General features: G+C 70.3%; 14 protein-coding genes and 1 riboswitch. Of the genes, 5 read left to right on the top strand and 9 right to left on the bottom strand.

Annotation, left to right across the window (positions count from 1 at the left end):
- The first annotated feature begins 37 nt into the window (after positions 1–37).
- Positions 38–1,390, top strand: coding sequence for an ornithine--oxo-acid transaminase (gene rocD / locus HGK34_RS14865; protein ID WP_201848761.1), 1,353 nt, complete (start codon positions 38–40; stop codon positions 1,388–1,390).
- An 18-nt stretch (positions 1,391–1,408) separates the two neighbouring features.
- On the opposite strand, the gene HGK34_RS14860 is transcribed toward rocD, so the two are convergent.
- The 4 genes from HGK34_RS14860 to serC all read right to left on the bottom strand — a co-directional run bounded on the left by HGK34_RS14860 (position 1,409) and on the right by serC (position 6,231).
- Positions 1,409–2,689 carry an aspartate aminotransferase type Ic gene (locus tag HGK34_RS14860; RefSeq protein WP_201848759.1) on the bottom strand — a complete coding sequence of 427 codons (1,281 nt, stop codon included), beginning with the start codon at positions 2,687–2,689 and terminating at the stop codon, positions 1,409–1,411.
- A gap of 187 nt (positions 2,690–2,876) precedes the next feature.
- Positions 2,877–3,884, bottom strand: coding sequence for a universal stress protein (locus HGK34_RS14855; RefSeq protein ID WP_201848757.1), 1,008 nt, complete (start codon positions 3,882–3,884; stop codon positions 2,877–2,879).
- Between the two features lie 106 nt (positions 3,885–3,990).
- Complete coding sequence (locus tag HGK34_RS14850; RefSeq protein WP_307815978.1) at positions 3,991–4,788, bottom strand: C40 family peptidase; 798 nt, start codon at positions 4,786–4,788, stop codon at positions 3,991–3,993.
- 1 nt (position 4,789) lies between these two features.
- Positions 4,790–4,976, bottom strand: a riboswitch (cyclic di-AMP (ydaO/yuaA leader).
- 142 nt (positions 4,977–5,118) lie between these two features.
- Positions 5,119–6,231: a phosphoserine transaminase gene (serC, locus tag HGK34_RS14845; protein ID WP_201848753.1), complete on the bottom strand. Its 1,113-nt coding sequence runs from the start codon at positions 6,229–6,231 to the stop codon at positions 5,119–5,121.
- Between the two features lie 97 nt (positions 6,232–6,328).
- On the opposite strand from serC, the gene HGK34_RS14840 reads away from it, so the two are divergent.
- The 3 genes from HGK34_RS14840 (at position 6,329) to HGK34_RS14830 (ending at position 9,355) form a co-directional block, all read left to right on the top strand.
- Positions 6,329–7,039, top strand: coding sequence for an iron-dependent transcriptional repressor DtxR (locus tag HGK34_RS14840; RefSeq protein ID WP_201848751.1), 711 nt, complete (start codon positions 6,329–6,331; stop codon positions 7,037–7,039).
- A 367-nt stretch (positions 7,040–7,406) separates the two neighbouring features.
- Positions 7,407–8,366, top strand: a complete 960-nt coding sequence (locus HGK34_RS14835) for an MHYT domain-containing protein (RefSeq protein WP_207193472.1) — start codon at positions 7,407–7,409, stop codon at positions 8,364–8,366.
- Positions 8,367–8,548: 182 nt separating this feature from the next.
- Positions 8,549–9,355, top strand: a complete 807-nt coding sequence (locus tag HGK34_RS14830; protein WP_201848749.1) for a CAP domain-containing protein — start codon at positions 8,549–8,551, stop codon at positions 9,353–9,355.
- Between the two features lie 250 nt (positions 9,356–9,605).
- Here HGK34_RS14830 and HGK34_RS14825 read toward each other — a convergent pair whose 3' ends face one another.
- The 5 genes from HGK34_RS14825 to HGK34_RS14805 all read right to left on the bottom strand — a co-directional run bounded on the left by HGK34_RS14825 (position 9,606) and on the right by HGK34_RS14805 (position 15,362).
- On the bottom strand, positions 9,606–11,087 hold the full coding sequence (locus tag HGK34_RS14825; protein ID WP_201848747.1) for an NCS2 family permease: 1,482 nt from the start codon (positions 11,085–11,087) through the stop codon (positions 9,606–9,608).
- A 91-nt stretch (positions 11,088–11,178) separates the two neighbouring features.
- A complete protein-coding gene (locus HGK34_RS14820; RefSeq protein ID WP_201848745.1) occupies positions 11,179–11,841 on the bottom strand; it encodes an HAD family hydrolase in 663 nt (220 codons plus the stop codon).
- A gap of 18 nt (positions 11,842–11,859) precedes the next feature.
- A complete protein-coding gene (locus HGK34_RS14815; RefSeq protein ID WP_201848743.1) occupies positions 11,860–13,377 on the bottom strand; it encodes an oligosaccharide flippase family protein in 1,518 nt (505 codons plus the stop codon).
- Complete coding sequence (locus tag HGK34_RS14810) at positions 13,374–14,333, bottom strand: hypothetical protein (RefSeq protein WP_201848741.1); 960 nt, start codon at positions 14,331–14,333, stop codon at positions 13,374–13,376. The genes HGK34_RS14815 and HGK34_RS14810 overlap by 4 nt, the downstream gene beginning before the upstream one ends.
- A gap of 66 nt (positions 14,334–14,399) precedes the next feature.
- Positions 14,400–15,362, bottom strand: coding sequence for a glycosyltransferase family 2 protein (locus tag HGK34_RS14805; RefSeq protein ID WP_307815977.1), 963 nt, complete (start codon positions 15,360–15,362; stop codon positions 14,400–14,402).
- A gap of 209 nt (positions 15,363–15,571) precedes the next feature.
- Between HGK34_RS14805 and HGK34_RS14800 the strand changes: the two genes are divergently transcribed.
- Entirely contained in the window at positions 15,572–16,564 is a 993-nt protein-coding gene (locus HGK34_RS14800) for a sulfotransferase family protein (protein WP_201848736.1), read from the top strand.
- Positions 16,565–16,571 lie beyond the last annotated feature (7 nt).

The raw sequence follows: 16,571 nt of genomic DNA, 5'->3' as shown, positions 1-16,571 counted from the left end.
GGCGGCGACCAGCTGAGAAACCTCCTACCCTCGATGTATGGCAGAACCGCGTGACACGGCGGAGAGGTCGGCACTGGCCCCGAACTACGACCCGCTCCCCGTCACGATCTCCCGCGCCCAGGGCGCCTATGTCTGGGACGTGGACGGTGACGCCTACCTCGACTTCCTCGCCGGGTACTCGGCGCTGAACTTCGGCCACCGGCATCAGGCACTGCTGTCGGCGGCGATCAGCCAGCTCAACCACCTGACGCTCACCTCGCGCGCGGTGCGGCACGAACTCCTCGAACCTTTCGCCCGCCGCCTGGCCGACGTCGTCGGGCCGCTGACCACGGGTGGTCCGGACAGCCTCGTCGTGCCGGCCGGCACCGGCGCGGAGGCGGTCGAGACCGCGATCAAGGCGGTGCGCAAGTGGGGGTACGACGTCAAGGGCGTCCCGGAGGACGAAGCGAACATCGTGGTCGCCTCCGGCAACTTCCACGGCCGGACGACCACGCTCTCCGGCCTCTCCGACGATCCCGTCGTCCGCGCGGGTTTCGGCCCGTTCACCCCCGGCTTCCGCACCGTCCCGTTCGGCGACGCCGACGCGGTCGCCGACACCATCGACGAGGCGACGGTCGCGGTCCTCATGGAACCGGTGCAGGGGGAGGCCGGCGTCGTCGTCCCCCCGGACGGCTTCTGGCCTCGCCTCCGCGAGCTGGCGGACCGGCGCGACGTCGTCCTCGTGGCCGACGAGGTCCAGTCCGGCCTGGGCCGCACCGGTCACATCCTGGCGTGCGAGCTGTGGGCCACCAGGCCCGACCTCGCGGTCCTCGGGAAGGCGCTGGGCGGGGGCATCGTCCCGTCCTCGGCCGTGGTCGGCCGGCGGGACGTGCTCGAGGTCCTCACCCCGGGCACTCACGGCTCGACGTTCGGCGGCAACCCGCTGGCATGCGCGATCGCGATCGCGGTGCTGGACCTCCTGGAGCCCGGCCAGTACCAGGCCCGGGCCGCGCAGCTGGGCGACGTGCTGCGCGACCACCTCCAGCGCCTGACGGACCAGGGTCTCCTGACCGGCTTCCGCGCGGCGGGCCTGTGGGCAGGCATCGACGTCGACCCCTCCCTCACCCCGGGCCGGGAGGACTCCGCACGGGCCGTGTGCGAGGAGCTCCTGGAGCGGGGCGTCCTCGCGCGCGAGACCCACGGCACGACGATCCGGTTCTCCCCGCCGCTGTCCATTGCGCGCCCGGAACTGACGCACGCCCTGAAGATCCTGGAGGTCTCCCTGAAGTCTCTCCGTGACCCCGCCGCGGACGAGCCACCCTCGGAGGAGTCCGCGCCGCGGCAGGACCCCGGTCCCGTGCCGTCGTATCCCGGCCCGGGCGACGAGCCGGAGGACGGCGCGGGACGCTGAGCCCTGCCCGGCGGACCGCTACTCGCCCGCGAACGCCTCGGCGGCCGCCAGCAGCACACAGGTCGCGACGCCCTCCATGGCCTCGGTGATCTCCGACAACGGAGGCATCGAGGGGGCCAGCCGGATGTTCTTGTCCTCCGGGTCGTTCCCGTAGGGGAAGGTCGCCCCGGCCGGAGTCAGCGCGATCCCCGCCTCCTTGGCCAGCCCCACGACCCGGGCGGCGGTACCAGGAACGACGTCGAGCGACACGAAGTACCCGCCCCGCGGGTCGGTCCACTCCCCCACCCCGTACTTCCCGAGCCGCTCGGCCAGGATCGAGGTGACCGCCCGGAACTTGGGCGCGAGGATCTCACGGTGCTTGCGCATGTGCTCCCGCACGCCGTCGGCGGACCCGAAGAACATGGCGTGGCGCAGGTGGTTCACCTTGTCCGGGCCGATCGACGCCTTCGCGAGGTGCTTCTTGTACCAGGCGATGTTCGCCGGCGAGGAGGCGAGGAACGACACACCGCCGCCCGCCCAGGTGATCTTGGACGTGGAGGCGTACATGACGACGCGGTCCGGGTTTCCGGCCTCGGCGGCCAGCCGGAGCACGGGGGCCGTGGGCGTCTCGACGTCGGTCAGGTGGTGCAGCGCGTAGGCGTTGTCCCACAGGATGCGGAAGTCGGGTGCGGCGGCCGGCATCTCCACCAGGGCGCGCGCCACGTCGTCGGACACGACCGAGCCGTCGGGGTTCGCATAGGTGGGGACCACCCACATGCCCTTGATCGTCGGGTCGTCGGCGACGAGCTCCGCCACGGCCTGGGCGTCGGGCCCGGTCTCGGTCATCGGCACGGTGATCATCTCGATCCCGAGCTCCTCGCACACGGAGAAGTGCCGGTCGTACCCGGGCACCGCGCAGATCCAGCGCACCGTCTCCTCGCGCGACCACGGTGCCGGCGACTCGGGGAACCCGAACAGCATCGCCCAGGCGACCGTGTCGTACATCATCGTCAGCGACGCGTTGCCACCGGCCAGCAACTGGTCGACCGGGACGTCCAGCAGCTGGGCGAAGATCGCCCGCAGCTCGGGCAGGCCGTCGAGTCCGCCGTAGTTGCGCACGTCCGTGCCCGACTCGCCGCGGGACCGCGTCCCCGGCAGAGCCAGCATCGGGTTCGACAGGTCGAGCTGCTCGGCCGACGGCTTGCCGCGAGTGAGATCGAGCTTCAGGCCCTTGGCCTGGAGCGCCGCGTAGGCCTCACGCAGCTCGGGAAGGGCCGCGGTGAGCGCGGCGGCGTTCGGGGACGACGTCGTAGTGGTCACCTCAAGAACCCTACGCGCCGTATCCCCGATGCGACATCATGTGATCCGACAGGACTCACGCCCCGCCGTGCTAGGCGACGGCAGGACCACGCCGTCCGGGCACTCGCACGCCGTCGGAGTCCACGCCGGGGACGACCACGGCGTGCGAGGCGACCGTTCGGCGCCCGCCCTCACTCGGTACCCGCCCTCACTCGTCGTCCTGGCAGTGTCGGTTGACCACCAGGACGGGGCAGGCGCTGTGGTGCAGAACCGCCTGACTCGTCGAGCCGAGCAGCAGGCCACGGAAGCCGCCACGGCCCCGCGACCCCACCACGACCAGATCCGCCGCCGTGGAGAACTCGGTGAGCAGTTCCGCGCCCGTACCGTCCAGGACGATGCGCCGGATGCTCATCCCGGGATGCAGGGCCTCGTGCTTGTCGACGATCGCGTCCAGTCCCGCCGACACGTCCGCGAGCACCTGCTCGTGGTCGATGTTGGACGGCAGCCACGCCAGCAACCCCGCCCCGGAACCCACCGGAACGCCGGCCACGGCGGACAGTTCCGCACCCCACGCCTGCGCCTGCTCGATGGCCTGCGTGAGCGCGGCCTCGGCCTGCGGCGACCCGTCCACGCCGACGACGATGCGCCGCACCTGCGGCAGGCCGTCGGGCCCGACCGTCGCGGCGGGTGCGATCTTCTCCGGCTCGAGAGCGGAACCCGCAACCGCGGAGCCCAGGACGGTCTCCTGCGCCCCCTCCTGGGACCACATGTCCTTCTTCTCCGAGGCCAGCGGAACCACCACGACCGGGCAGTGGGCGTGCGCGGGCAGCGCCGACGACACGGTGCCGAGCAACCGTTCCGTGAACCCGCCGCGCCCACGGGTGCCGACGACGGCCAGGCCGTGGTCCTCGGACAGCTCCACCAGCACGCCTGCCGCGTCGCCCGTGGCGACCGAGGTCGTGACCCGGGCGCCGGCCGCGACCGCACGCTCCTCCGCCTCGTCGAGAACCGCCTGCGCGCCCTCGGCCATCGACGTGTCGTCGAACGCGGCATAGCCGCCGTCGAGCGAGGCGGCGGTGAAGGAAGGGAGCGTATAGCTGCTCACGAGGTGCAGCGACCAGCCGACCTTGCCGGCCCAGGCCACCGCCCAGTCGAGCGCGTGCATGCTGGCGGCGGACCCGTCGACCCCCACCAGTACGACCTCGGGTCGAGTCATCTACGTCCTCCTCGTCGGAGCGTGCGGCGTCGCGCTCCAACGCTACAACGCCGAGCGGCCGCTCGGCGTTGTCAGGAGAGATCTCCGGAAAGCTCGGTACCGGATGTCAGTACCGGATGAACGTCGGGTTGCTCATCCAGATGGTGCGGAACTGGACCGTGCCACCCGGCTTCGGGGCGTCGATCATCGTGCTGCCGCCGGCATAGATGCCGATGTGACCCGGGGCGTAGATGAGGTCACCAGCGACGGCTGCGGAGGCCGACACGACGGTGCCCCCGGCGGCCTGCGCCGACGAGGAGTGCGGCAGCGAGATGCCCACCTGCGCGTACACGTAGGCGGTGAAGCCCGAGCAGTCGAAGCCACTGGGTGTGGTGCCGCCGGACAGGTAGGGGGTGCCCACGTAGCGCGACGCGATCGAGATGATCTCCGAGCCGTTCGCGGAGGCCGGGGCCGTCGTCGCGGGCGCGGCGGTCTCGGTGGCGGCAGCTGTGGTCGCCGCCGCGGCGGCCGCCGCCGCTGCCGCTTCCTCGGCCGCCGCCTCGGCGGCGAGCTGTGCCTGGTACTCCTCGTTCTCCGAGGCAGGGGTCACGGAGACGACGCCGGTCTCGGCGGCCATCTTGGCGTCGCGGGCGACGGTGACCACCGGGGCGGCTTCGACGACCTCGTGCGCCTCGTTGGCGAGTGCGCTCAGATCGAGCGTGCCGAGCTTGCTGTGGTCGTCCTTCACGGACTCGTTCGGGGCTGCCTGCGCGGCGGTGGCACCGAAGGTCGAGACGAGGATTCCGCCCGCGGCGGCCGCGACGGCCGTCCGGCGTCCGAGCTGGGAGTTCTGCACGAGATCGGTGAGCGAGGTCACTGGTCGGCGCGCGGCGCGATGGCGCCCGGCAGCAGTACGTGCGGTCACGAGTATCTCCAGGTGCGCCTGCGAGGTCAGCTGTCGGGTTCGGGTAGGAGCACGCCCGGCCGCGCGTCCAGACGACGACACGGCTTCACCCCTAGGACGCACCCTGGCGCCCATCAATGGGTCCCCCGCCCCTGCCATGCGGATCGTGGGGTTCCCCGGCCGGTGACAGGGTTCGGCGTCCGTCCGGAGGCCCGTCGGCGTTGAGCCATCGAGCCTGCTGAAAGTACCCCAGGGCCGACCGCCATGTCACGCTCCTGCAACGGAAATAGTCCCCACGGATCATCATCGTGACAGATTCCACACATCCGCGACACAGCCGGAGGCCTCCGGTCAGAGCCGCTCCACCACGTAGTCCACGCACGCGGTCAGGGCTGCGACGTCGTCGGGGTCGACCGCCGGATACATCCCCACACGCAGCTGGTTACGCCCCAGCTTGCGGTAGGCGAACACGTCCTGGATCCCGTTCTCCGACAGCGTCTCGATCACCGCGCCGGCGTCGATGCCACCGTCGAGGTCGATGGTGCCCACGACGGTGGAACGCTCCTGCGGGCCGGCCACGAAGGGCGTCGCCCAGTCACGGCCTTCTGCCCAGTCGTAGAGATTCCGGGCAGAGTCGGCACAGCGCCGCACCGCCCACTCCAGGCCGCCGTTGCCGAGCATCCACTCGAGCTGGTCGGCCAGCATGACCAGGGTCGCGACGGCGGGCGTGTTCAGCGTCTGGTCCTTGCGGGAGTTCTCGACCGCCGCGGTCAGGGAGAGGAACTCCGGGACCCAGCGTGCGCCCGATTCCAGCCGTGCGGCCCGCTCGATCGCGGCGGGAGAGAGAACGGCCAGCCAGAGACCGCCGTCGGACCCGAACGCCTTCTGCGGCGCGAAGTAGTAGGCGTCGGTCTGTGCCAGGTCCACGGGCAGCGCCCCCGCGCCCGAGGTCGCATCCGTGAGCAGCAGGGCACCCTCGTCGGCACCCTCGACACGCCGGACCGGCACCATGGCGCCCGTTGAGGTCTCGTTGTGCGGGGTCGCGTATACGTCGACGCCGTCGGCGGCCGTGAGGTGGGAGACCGTGCCCGGGGCGGCCTCGATCACCTGGGAGCCCTCCAGGAACGGCGCACGGGCCGTGGCCTGTGCGAACTTGGCGCCGAACTCGCCGAACGCCGCGTGCTGCGCACGGCGTTCCACGAGGCACAGCGTCGCCAGGTCCCAGAACGCCGTCGACCCGCCGTTGCCGAGCGCCACCTCGTACCCGTCCGGGGCGCTCAGGAGTTCCGTGACGCCGTCCCGGATCCGCCGCACCAGGTCCTTGACCGGGGGCCGGCGGTGGGAGGTTCCCAGCACGGCAGGAGTGTCGAGCAGACGCCGCACCTGCTCGACACGCACCTTGGAGGGGCCGGAGCCGAAGCGGCCGTCGGCGGGGAGCAGGTCGGCGGGGATCTTCAGGTCCATTCCTGAACTGTAGTTCGGGGCACCGGCCCGACCGTCGGACGTTCCACTTTCGCGGATAGGCTTGGTCCGGGGCTGCGGCAGAGAACATGGAGTTGACGTGACCGACCTGATCGACACCACCGAGATGTACCTCAAGACGATCTACGAGCTGGACGAGGAAGGCATCACGCCGCTGCGCGCACGGATCGCCGAGCGTCTGGGCCACTCCGGGCCCACGGTGTCGCAGACGGTCGCGCGCATGGAGCGTGACGGGCTCGTCGTCGTCACGGGCGACCGTCACCTCGAGCTGACCGAGACCGGCCAGCACAAGGCGATGCGAGTGATGCGCAAGCACCGCCTGGCGGAGCGGCTGCTCACCGACGTCATCAAGCTGGACTGGGAACACGTGCACGTCGAGGCATGCCGCTGGGAGCACGTGATGAGCGAGCTGGTGGAGGAGCGCCTGATCGGGCTGCTCGACCACCCTCACGTCGACCCGTACGGCAACCCGATCCCGGGCCTGACGGAGCTCGGGGAGAGCTTCGCCGAGCCGCGATACCTCGAGGGCGTGGCCGCGCTGCCCACACTGTTCGAGGCCGCGGCGAAGAAGGGGGCGCCCGGCCCGTCTTCGGCGACGCTGGCACGGATCGCGGAGCCGCTGCAGACCGACGTGAATCTGCTCGCCCGGCTGTCGGAGGCCGGCATCACTCCCGGCGCGCGTATCACACTCTCCTTGGAGGGCACCACCTACACGGTCGGCGCCGAGGGCTCCGAAACCGTGCTCGATCTTCCGGAGGATCTCGCAAAGCACCTGTTCGCCGCGATATAGCGGCCGCGACGGGGGCGTGTCGCCCACCGGACGCGACATCCACAACTGTGATGTGAATCACGGCGGGAGTGCGGTAGCGTGCCGCACTCCCGCCGCCTTGTGCCGCGAAACCGCGGCCGAGGCCTCTCCGAGTGATGTCATCGGGCGGTCGTTTTGATACGTTTTTACTCTTTGTGGTGAAAAGTTTCAGTAAGATGGGTCCTGACACCTATTGTCCGTTCGATGCATTATCTGTAACGTTGCGATAACGGCCCGCCCCCCAGATCTCCACGGGCCGGTCAGAGGGCTCTGCGTCGTCGCAGGGCCCGCGTCTGTCCCCCAGACGGACGGCCGCCACGAGGAAACTCCGAGAGGCCAATAACCGAACATGTCAATCACCGACCACTTCGCCTACGGGCTCATCACGCCCGCCCTGGCGTTCCTGCTGTCATGCACGGGCTGCGCCGTGGGCCTGTCCTGCACGTCCCGATCCCGGGCGGCGACCGGCCTGGCCCGCGCCACCTGGCTGAGCCTCGGGGCCGTCTCCATCGGCGGCACCGGCATCTGGGTCATGCACTTCGTCGCGATGCTCGGCTTCGCCCCCGACGGCGTGACCATCCGGTACGACATCCCGCTCACCCTGCTCAGCGCCGGGGTGGCGATCGTCGTCGTCGGCATCGGGCTCTTCGTCAACCAGATCGGTGGGCAGCGTCTGCCGAGCATGATGATCGGCGGGTTCCTGACCGGTGCAGGCGTCGCCACCATGCACTACATGGGCATGGCGGCCATGAAGATGAATGCCACGATGTCCTACAACGGCGCGTTCGTCGTAGCGTCCGTGATCATCGCCATCGTCGCGGCGACCGCCGCGCTCTGGTGCACCACGCACATCCGCGGCGCCGTCGCCACGGTCATCGCCACCGTCGTCATGGCCATCGCGGTGACAGGCATGCACTACACCGGAATGATGGGCGTCCGCCTGTCGGGCGGCACCGACGCGATCCCCAGCGGAGTCTCGACCGGCGAGCTTCTCGTGCCGCTCGTCATGGCCGTCTCCATCGTCACGCTGCTGCTGGTGCTCGTCGTCGGCCTCTGGCCGACCGAGTCCGAGCTGCGCGCTCAGGCCGAGTTCGAGGCGCGCCTGAAGGAGAGCCAGGACCGGGACGGCAACCGCTCCGCACAGGCGCCGACACTGGCTGCCACCACCGACGCGCTCCGAGCCGGCCATGGCGGCCTCCCGAGCACGGACGGCACCGCTCACGACGCCGCGGCCCGTGCCCCCCAGTCCCCCGTCCCGGCGGAGGCCGACCCCAGCAAGCTGCGACCGCGCTCGGTGCAGTTCCGCTGATCTCCACGCGACCCGCGGCCCTGCTCCCCGCTCGTGCGGCCGCGCGGGTCGGGTCGTCGCGTCTCTTCTCCTGGCCGGCACCCGCCGCGCCCTGAAGATCGGACATCCTCGATCGGGACTTGACATATCACCCCAGAACGCTCGAAGCTACGAGCCCCGCAAGACAAAGAGGTTCATCCCCCATGGGACGACGCCCGAACACCCCAGATCTGGAGCACGTCGCCCGACCGCCCGCCACCGCCCGGATAGTCGTTCCCCTGCTCTCCGTGGCCACAGCGGTAGCGCTGTCCGCCTGCTCGGTGACGTTCAACCCGGGTCCCGGTGAGGCAGCCTTCGAGGCCGGCAGCTGGCAGATCGGCGAGGCTGCCGGTTCAGCGCACCACACGGCGACACCTGGCACGTCGCAAGAATCGGAGGACGACTCCCGCCCCGTAAGTGTCTCGAGACACGCAGCATCGTTCGTCGAGGGGGTCGGGTCCAGCACGATCAAGGTCCGGCCCGCGCCCGAGAGGTCGCCGGACGCCGCGGACGGGCGTGGCGAGGATCCGCCGGCCGCGGGCGGCGGCGGGAGCGGAGGCGGCGGGGACGGCACGGTGTCCGCAGGGACCAACCTCAGCGATCCCGTGCAGTACGCCCGAGTCCTCGAGGCCGAGGTGAACCAGCGTCGCGAGGCTCACGGCGTGACCGCCCTGGCGCACGATGACTGCGCCTACGACATCGCGCTCGAACGTGCCGAGGCCCTGCGGGGCAAGGCGCTGGAGCACGCTCCCCTGGACCCGATCTTCGACCGCTGCCCCACCTCCACGGTCGGGGAGAACCTCGCCCGCGGTGGCTGGAGTCCCTCCGAGGCGGCCGACGGCTGGATGAACTCCGAGGGGCACCGCGCGAACATCCTGAACGCCGGCTTCACCCGGGGCGCCATCGCCTGCATCAGTGAGGAGTCGTCCTACGGGCCGGAGATGACCTGCGCCCACGTGTTCCTGGGCTGAGGCACCCACGGGGCTTCTGCCGCGCGGCGGGGACGCCGTGGGCGCCCCAGCCCCCAGGCGAAGCGGATCGGCGCCGCTGCCCTGCGGCCAGGCGCGGCCGGCGGTCGCCCTGCGATGACGTGTGGTCGGGGGTTTGGCGTGTGGTCGGTCAATCACTTGACCGACCACACGCCAAACCCCCGACCACGCGCACCTCCCAGGACCACGCTCCCGGCCAGGTGCCTCCGGGCGTCGAGCCAGTGCTACGGCCTCAGATGCCCAGGGCCGCGCCGATGGGCCCCTGAAGGAAGTAGACGAGGAACAGGACCGACGTCACCCAGAGCAGCGGGTGAACCTGCCGGGCCTTGCCGACCGCCAGCTTGATGACCACGTAGGTGACCACGGCGACGCCGATTCCCGCCGTGATCGAGTACGCGAAGGGCATGAGGATGATCCCGAGGAACGCCGGCACGGCGATCTCGAGGTTCTTCCAGTCGATCCCCGTGATCTGGACCACCATCAGCAGTCCCACGACCACGAGCGCGGGGGTGGCCGCCTCGTAGGGAACCATGGCGACGGCGGGCGAGAAGAACATCGTCAGCAGGAAGCAGATCCCGGTGACGACGGCGGCGAGTCCGGTCCGCGCACCGTCGCCCACGCCGGACGCCGACTCGATGTAGCTGGTGTTGGAGGACACCGAGCCCGCGCCACCCGCAGCGGCGCCGATCGAGTCGACGATCAGGATCCGCGTCGTGTTGGGCGGGTTGCCCTTCTCGTCCAGGAGACCTGCCTCCCCACCGATCGCCACCATCGTGCCCATCGTGTCGAAGAAGTCGGCGATGAGGAGCGTGAACACCAGCAGCAGGGCCGCCACGACACCGATCTTGGAGAACGAGCCGAACAGCGAGAACTGGCCGATCAGCGAGAGGTCCGGCAGCGAGGCCCAGGAGTCCGGCAGCGCCGGGACGTTCAGCCGCCAGCCCGTGGCGACGGGTTCCCCTGCCGCGTCGCGGGACCCGCCCGCCTGCACGATCGTCTCCAGGACCACGGCCAGCACGGTGCTGGTCACGATCCCGATGAGGATGGCGCCCTTGATCCTGCGCACCATGAGCACGACCGTCAGGAGCAGGCCGACGACGAACACGAGCAGCGGCCACGAGGCGAGTGATCCGCCGATCCCCAGTTCGACGGGTGTGGCCAGCGATGCCGGGATGCGCACGAACCCGGCGTCGACCAGGCCGATGAAGGCGATGAACAGGCCGATGCCGACACTGATCGCGACCTTCAGGTCGTGCGGTACGGCGTTGAACACGGCCTGCCGGAACCCGGTGAGCACGAGCACCAGGATGATGAGGCCCTCGAGAACCACGATTCCCATGGCGTCGGCCCAGGTCATACCTGGCAGCGCGGCCACCGAGTAGGCGACGACGGCGTTCAGGCCGAGTCCCGTCGCCAGCGCCATCGGGTAGTTCGCCACGGCACCCATGAGAATGCTCATCACGCCCGCCACGAGCGCGGTGGCCGCGGCGACGGCGGGAATGTTCGGCTCCGAACCACCACCGAGATAGTTGCCGGCGAAACCGTTGTCCTGGACCGTTCCGATGATCAGCGGGTTCAGGACCACGATGTAAGCCATCGTGAAGAAGGTGACGAGTCCGCCGCGAATCTCGGTCGCGACGGTGGAGCCGCGTTCGCTGATGCGGAAGTACCGGTCGAGCACTCCTCGTGCCGCCGGTGCCTGTGTGGTCGCCATGACGTGTCGATCCTCCGTGGTGCGTGTGTCGCGCAGTGCAGCCGGAATCTACGTCACGAATACTTCATTTGCGGTTCATGAAACAGACAAATCAGGCGAGATCCGCCATGTCTTCCGTCACGTCGTCAGCTCCGGCCTCGAACAGCACGTTGACCTTGCCGGGAGTCCGGGCAAAGCCGACGGCGGGCACCGCGGCGGACCGCGCCGCCCGCATGTCGGTCGCGGAGTCACCGATCATCACGGCGTCCGCCGCCGCCACCCCGATCCGGGTGAGCGCCCCGCGCACCATGAACGGGTTCGGCTTCATCAGGTCGGGCCGGCGGGGCGGCCGGCCGATCACGAGGTGAACGTACCCGGCGAGGTCGGACCGGTTCAGGTATGCCTCGATCGCCTCGGGCGCGTTGTTGCTGATGATGACCACCTGCTGCCCACGTCTCGCGGCGGTCTTCAGCATCTCGCGGGCCCCCGGGGTGATCTCGGACCTCGCGGCGGCGGCGACCTCGGCCTTGATGCAGGCGTCGTCGGTCATGCGGATGGCGACGCGGTCGAGGGTGCCGGCATGGCGCAGCACCTCGAGATGGTTCGTGGTCCTCGCGAGCGACGCGGGAACGGGAACGGCGGCGTTGAAGAGGCCTCGCCGAGCGGCATCGGCCGCCATGGCGGCGACGCTCGGCGGCATGAGAGCGGTGACCGGTCCGTCGAAGTCGAGCAGGATCGCCGATGCGGCCTTCACGATCTTCGATGCTTCAGGCATGCAAGGCAGTGTGTCAGATCAGTCCCGTTCGTGCAGGTTGGCGCCATGGGTGCGCTCCGGCCGCGCGGACGCCGGGCTCGTGCGCCGGGCGAGCGCGAGGCGCGCCGTGGACACGAGCGCGTCGAGGTCCGAACGCACCGTCCGGAACAGCAGGCGTGACAGCGCACCGGCGCAGCCCCCGAGGACCAGACCGAGCACCACGGTGACCCCGTCGGAGAGCCCGAGGAGCAGCGGAAGTGCTGCGACGGCCGCGACGGGGATCCCGAACAGGCATATCGCCCGCGCCGGGCCCACGAAGAACGAGCCGGCCGGGAATCCCGCGGCGCGTGCGGCGGCCACGGTCGCGACCGGCCAGAAGAGCGCCCACGCCACCGAGTTCATGACCGCCACGCCGAGGACCCCGAACGGCAGGCCGGCCAGGGAGACCGCGACCACCAGCGGCTGGGTCCACAGGTTGAACCGCAGCCCCTGCCGCGTCGCCCCGGCGGCGATGAAGATCCACTGCATCGTCTGCCCCAGCACGCGGCAGGTCGCCCCGAGCGCGAGGATCTGGATCACCACACCGGCCGTCTCCCACCCGGGTCCGAGCACCACCCTCACGAGCGGGCGCCCGAGCACGGCGAGCAGGAGGAAGACCGTCGCCGTGCCGTACGCGCCGAGCAGCAGCGCCCGCTGCGCGTACGCGCGCATCCGGGCAGGCCGGCCACGAAGCTTCGACAGCACCGGCACGACCACCTGCTGCATCCGATCGACGGTCAGGTTGATCGGGGTGACGATCAGCTGCTGGGCGCGGTCGAAGTTGCCGAGCGCGGCGGCCGGCACGCTCAGTCCCATGACCGGAACGATCACCTGACGCGATCCGTTCTTCAGCACGTTCATCCCGAGGATCCGCAGTCCGACGGCGAGCAGGCTCCTGACTTCCGCCAGGGCACCGGGCCGTCCCGGCAGCCATCGCCCCCCGACCACCACGAGAACGACCTGGAGAGCGACCGGCGCGAGCTGCTGTGTGAGGACGGCCTCGAGCCCGGCGCCCCGCACCGCCAGGAACACGGCCGCCCCCGTCCCGACGACGAGCGCCACGACCTCGGCGAAGAACAGCGTGGTGAACCGGAGCGACCGCATGAGCTGGGCCCGCGACTGCGTCGCCAGTCCGATCAGTACCGGGATGAGGGCCAGCCAGTGCGCGACGCCGACCAGCCGTTCGTCACCGTAGGCTCGCGCCAGCCAGCCGCCCGAGAGAAACAGCGCGGCGCCGAGCAGAAGGCCGAGCCCCACGTTCACGAGAAACAGCGTCGACTTCGCCGGCCGGCTCAGCGTCTCCGCCTGGGCCACGGCCATCGGAAGCCCGAACAGCACCACCGATACGGCGAACGTCGAGATGGCGGCGACGATCGCCACGAGGCCGAACGTGCCCGGATCGATCAGACGGGCAAGCACGATCAGGGCACCCATCCGAACCGCGACCATCAGCACTTGGCCGAGCAGCGTCACCGCACCGCCGCGCGCACCGATACGAGCGAGAGAAGCCTGTGTCATCGGGCACGCTCGTACACGCTGAAGTCCGGGCTGAACAGCGTCGGCCTCCCGGGGAAGTACATCGACCGCACGACGTCGTTGGATTCCGCGAACCGTTCGTAGAACGTCGCCGCCTCGTCCGGGTCCACCACCGGACCACTCCCCCGGAAGAGCTGTTCGACAAGACGCGTCAGCGGAAGGCGCAAGGGATTCACCCGGCCCAGAAGGAAGCGTGGCACGACGGTGTTGGCCGCGCCGAGCACCCGGATCCCCCGGGGACTGAGCGACGGGTTCGCCCGCCCTCCCGAGCGTCGCAGCGCCACCGGAAGCCGGGTGACGTCCGCGAAGTCGTCGAGGATGCTGCCACCGATCAACCGGTCCGGCTCGAAGGTGCGCACACGGAGGTTCGCCGCTCCGAAGACCGTCGCCCAGCGCGTGACGAGCCCCCCGTAGTCGAAGTAGCCCGGCTCCGCCGAGTCCTCGGACAGCGGGTTCGTCGGGGGCAGCCCCGCCTTCATCCTCGTGCTGTAAAGGCTCAGCGCCACCTCGTGCTGCGGACGCAGGTACAGGACCACGGTCACGTCGTCGCAGAACTCCGCGAGCAACTCCCGCAGGTCGCGAACCTCTGCGACCGTCCGCAGGCGGCTCTGGCAGTGTTCGCTGCTGAGCAGCACGGTGGCCGGCGGTTCACCGGAGGACAGCTCGCGGAGCAGTGCGCGGCGTACGGCGTGCCGGTGGGTCTCGACACGGGCCGGGGTCGTCAGCCCGGCAGCCCTGCGCAGGTCGTCGACGCGGTGCGGGTCGGCCGCGTACGTCGCCAGCCCCGTGTGGCTGATCCCGCGGCGAGTCCTGAGCGCACGGGGATACAGCACGCCGTGTCCGAGCAGTTCGGCGCTCTGGCGCTTCAGGGCCGTCTGCACGGCTGTGGTGCCGGTCTTCTCCGCACCGATGTGCAGCACGCAACGTGTACTGACCATGCTTGGATCCTCCGCAGCTCGACTCACGGCATGCCGGCACGACCGGCGCGGCGACGGAGCCGTCCGCTAGGCATCCACGCCGACGCCGACCCGCCGGTCCTCGAGGCGTGCGGCCGCTCGACGCCCGTTCACCCCGCGGATGCCGTCGATCAGCCCCCGGGTCGAGGAATACAGCTTCCGCACCCGGTCCGCCGGCTCCACCAGAACGGGTTTCGCCAGGAGCCGCAGGACTTCCGTGGCGCCTCGTCCGAACAGAAGCCTCGGCAACCCGGCGGCCGGCCGGCAGACGAGGATCCGGTTCCGCTGGACGTAGTAGTAGAAGTCCGCGCTGCGGCCCGCCGATGATCCCGAGGAGCCGCCCCGCAGGTGCCACACGCGCGCCTCGGGAAGGCAGGCCATCCTGAGGCCGAGGCCGCGCGCGCGGAGCGACAGGTCGACGTCCTCCCAGTACAGGAACAGGTCTTCGCGGAACCCTCCGAGCGCCGCCCAGGTCGCGTGGCTCATCAGCGGTGCCGCACCCGTGATGAACCGGGCCGGCAGCACCGCGGCCTCCGGCACCTCCTTCACGGGAAGGCCGAAAAGGGCGTGGGACACCGAACCGGACAGCGCGTCGGCGTCGCCGCCGGCGAACCACACCCGGAGGTCGTCCGGCGGTCCCATGGTGATCAGCGGGGAGACGATGTCGAGATCGCCCGCCTCCATGGCCTCGAGCAGGCGATCCGGGGCATCGGCGTCGGGCACCGTGTCCGGGTTGAGGATCCACAGGTGGTCCTCCTGCCCCCAGTCCGCGGACCTCACCGCGAGGTTGACAGCCGGTCCGAACCCGACGTTCGTCTCGTTGACCAGCAGGGTGACCCGGTCGTCGCCGGCCACCAGGTGCTCGAGTTCGCGGACCTCGTCAGCTCCCGAGGCGTTGTCCACGACGATGATTCGCGACAGCTTCTCGCTCGTGAGCCCGGCAAGGCAGCGCCTCAGGTGATGCACCGAATGGTAGTTGACAACAACGACGCTGATTCGCCCTTTGCGCACTCCCGCTCCTCATCCCATGAGCCTGCCGTTATCACCCGTGACGTCGCCGCCGGGACAGTCACGTTCGATACTGACACGAGATGGTAGGAAATGCGCGCGATCGCGGGAATGGCGCCAAGCGCGCATCCTGAGCACAGGAATTCCGCCGGAGAATGCCACACAGCGCATCGCCAGATGAAAGGATTTATATGGGTATATACGTTCTGGGGATGCATCGAAGTGGCACATCCGCCTATGCGCGGATGATCGGTCGCATGGTCGGCTACGAGCCGCGAGACCCCGAGATCCGGCGCACCAACAGGCTCGGGCAGTGGGAGGACATCCGGCTCCGCCGGGCGAACGACAAGATCCTGGCACTCGCGGGATGCGAGTGGTCCGCCCCGTCCGACTCCCTGCCGCACGCACTGGCCGCGGCCGCCGGAGACGAGGCCGGACGGACGGCGCTCTCGCGGCGGCTCCGGGGGCTGGGCAGTGAGCCCTGGGTCTGGAAGGACCCGCGCAACTGCCTCACGCTTCCGCTCTGGCTGGGACTGGACGCGAGTCCGGCGTCCTTCACCGTGACCGTGCGCCATCCGCTCGAGGTCGCCCGGTCCCTGCACGCGCGCAACGGGTTCCCGCTGCTGTACGGGGTCGCGCTGTGGGAGCGGTACAACCGCTCCATGATCGACGCCGTCGACGGGCGCGAGGCGTTGTTCATCTCGTTCGGCTCGCTGATGTCCGACGCCGCGAAGACTCTGGCCAGGACTCGTGAGTGGCTGGAGCGTTCCGGATACCCCATCCACGACCCGGACCCGTCCGACCACGTCGTGCGGGACCTCAGGCACGCGGCGGAGGACGACGATCCGGATGCGCTGACGAAGCTGGGTCTCTCGCCTGCCCAGGTACGTCTTTACCAGCGGCTCCTCGACCGGGACGGCGAGACGGGTCGTGTCGACGGCAGGCGGCTCCTCGACGAGGCGGAGACGCCGCTGACGTCGGCCCTCCTGGACACGCGGCGCCAGGTCCTGGAGGCGCACCACGCGATCTCCCCGACCGTCGGCGTGCGCCTGGCCCGGCGCACGCGCAGATGGGCCGGCCGGCTCGGGGAGCAGGTCGCCTCCGCGCGGCGCGAGCACGGCCTGGAAACCCCCCGCCGGCGGCCCGGCCCTGTGGACTCACGACAGACCGGGCCGCGTGAGACCGGGCCCGACCCACAGCCGTAGCCACCAC

It is taken from the genome of Myceligenerans indicum (assembly GCF_016742955.1).
Taxonomy (GTDB): Bacteria; Actinomycetota; Actinomycetes; order Actinomycetales; family Cellulomonadaceae; genus Myceligenerans; species Myceligenerans indicum.
This window is presented reverse-complemented; position numbering and strand designations above follow the sequence as displayed.

Bases quoted from the DNA above. Each gene is read 5' to 3' on its own strand.
- serC (WP_201848753.1), bottom strand. From the start codon at position 6,231: ATGGACCTGAAGATCCCCGCCGACCTGCTCCCCGCCGACGGCCGCTTC.
- HGK34_RS14815 (WP_201848743.1), bottom strand. From the start codon at position 13,377: ATGACACAGGCTTCTCTCGCTCGTATCGGTGCGCGCGGCGGTGCGGTG.
- HGK34_RS14810 (WP_201848741.1), bottom strand. From the start codon at position 14,333: ATGGTCAGTACACGTTGCGTGCTGCACATCGGTGCGGAGAAGACCGGC.
- rocD (WP_201848761.1), top strand. From the start codon at position 38: ATGGCAGAACCGCGTGACACGGCGGAGAGGTCGGCACTGGCCCCGAAC.
- HGK34_RS14820 (WP_201848745.1), bottom strand. From the start codon at position 11,841: ATGCCTGAAGCATCGAAGATCGTGAAGGCCGCATCGGCGATCCTGCTC.
- HGK34_RS14835 (WP_207193472.1), top strand. From the start codon at position 7,407: ATGTCAATCACCGACCACTTCGCCTACGGGCTCATCACGCCCGCCCTG.
- HGK34_RS14800 (WP_201848736.1), top strand. From the start codon at position 15,572: ATGCATCGAAGTGGCACATCCGCCTATGCGCGGATGATCGGTCGCATG.
- HGK34_RS14825 (WP_201848747.1), bottom strand. From the start codon at position 11,087: ATGGCGACCACACAGGCACCGGCGGCACGAGGAGTGCTCGACCGGTAC.
- HGK34_RS14855 (WP_201848757.1), bottom strand. From the start codon at position 3,884: ATGACTCGACCCGAGGTCGTACTGGTGGGGGTCGACGGGTCCGCCGCC.
- HGK34_RS14830 (WP_201848749.1), top strand. From the start codon at position 8,549: ATGGGACGACGCCCGAACACCCCAGATCTGGAGCACGTCGCCCGACCG.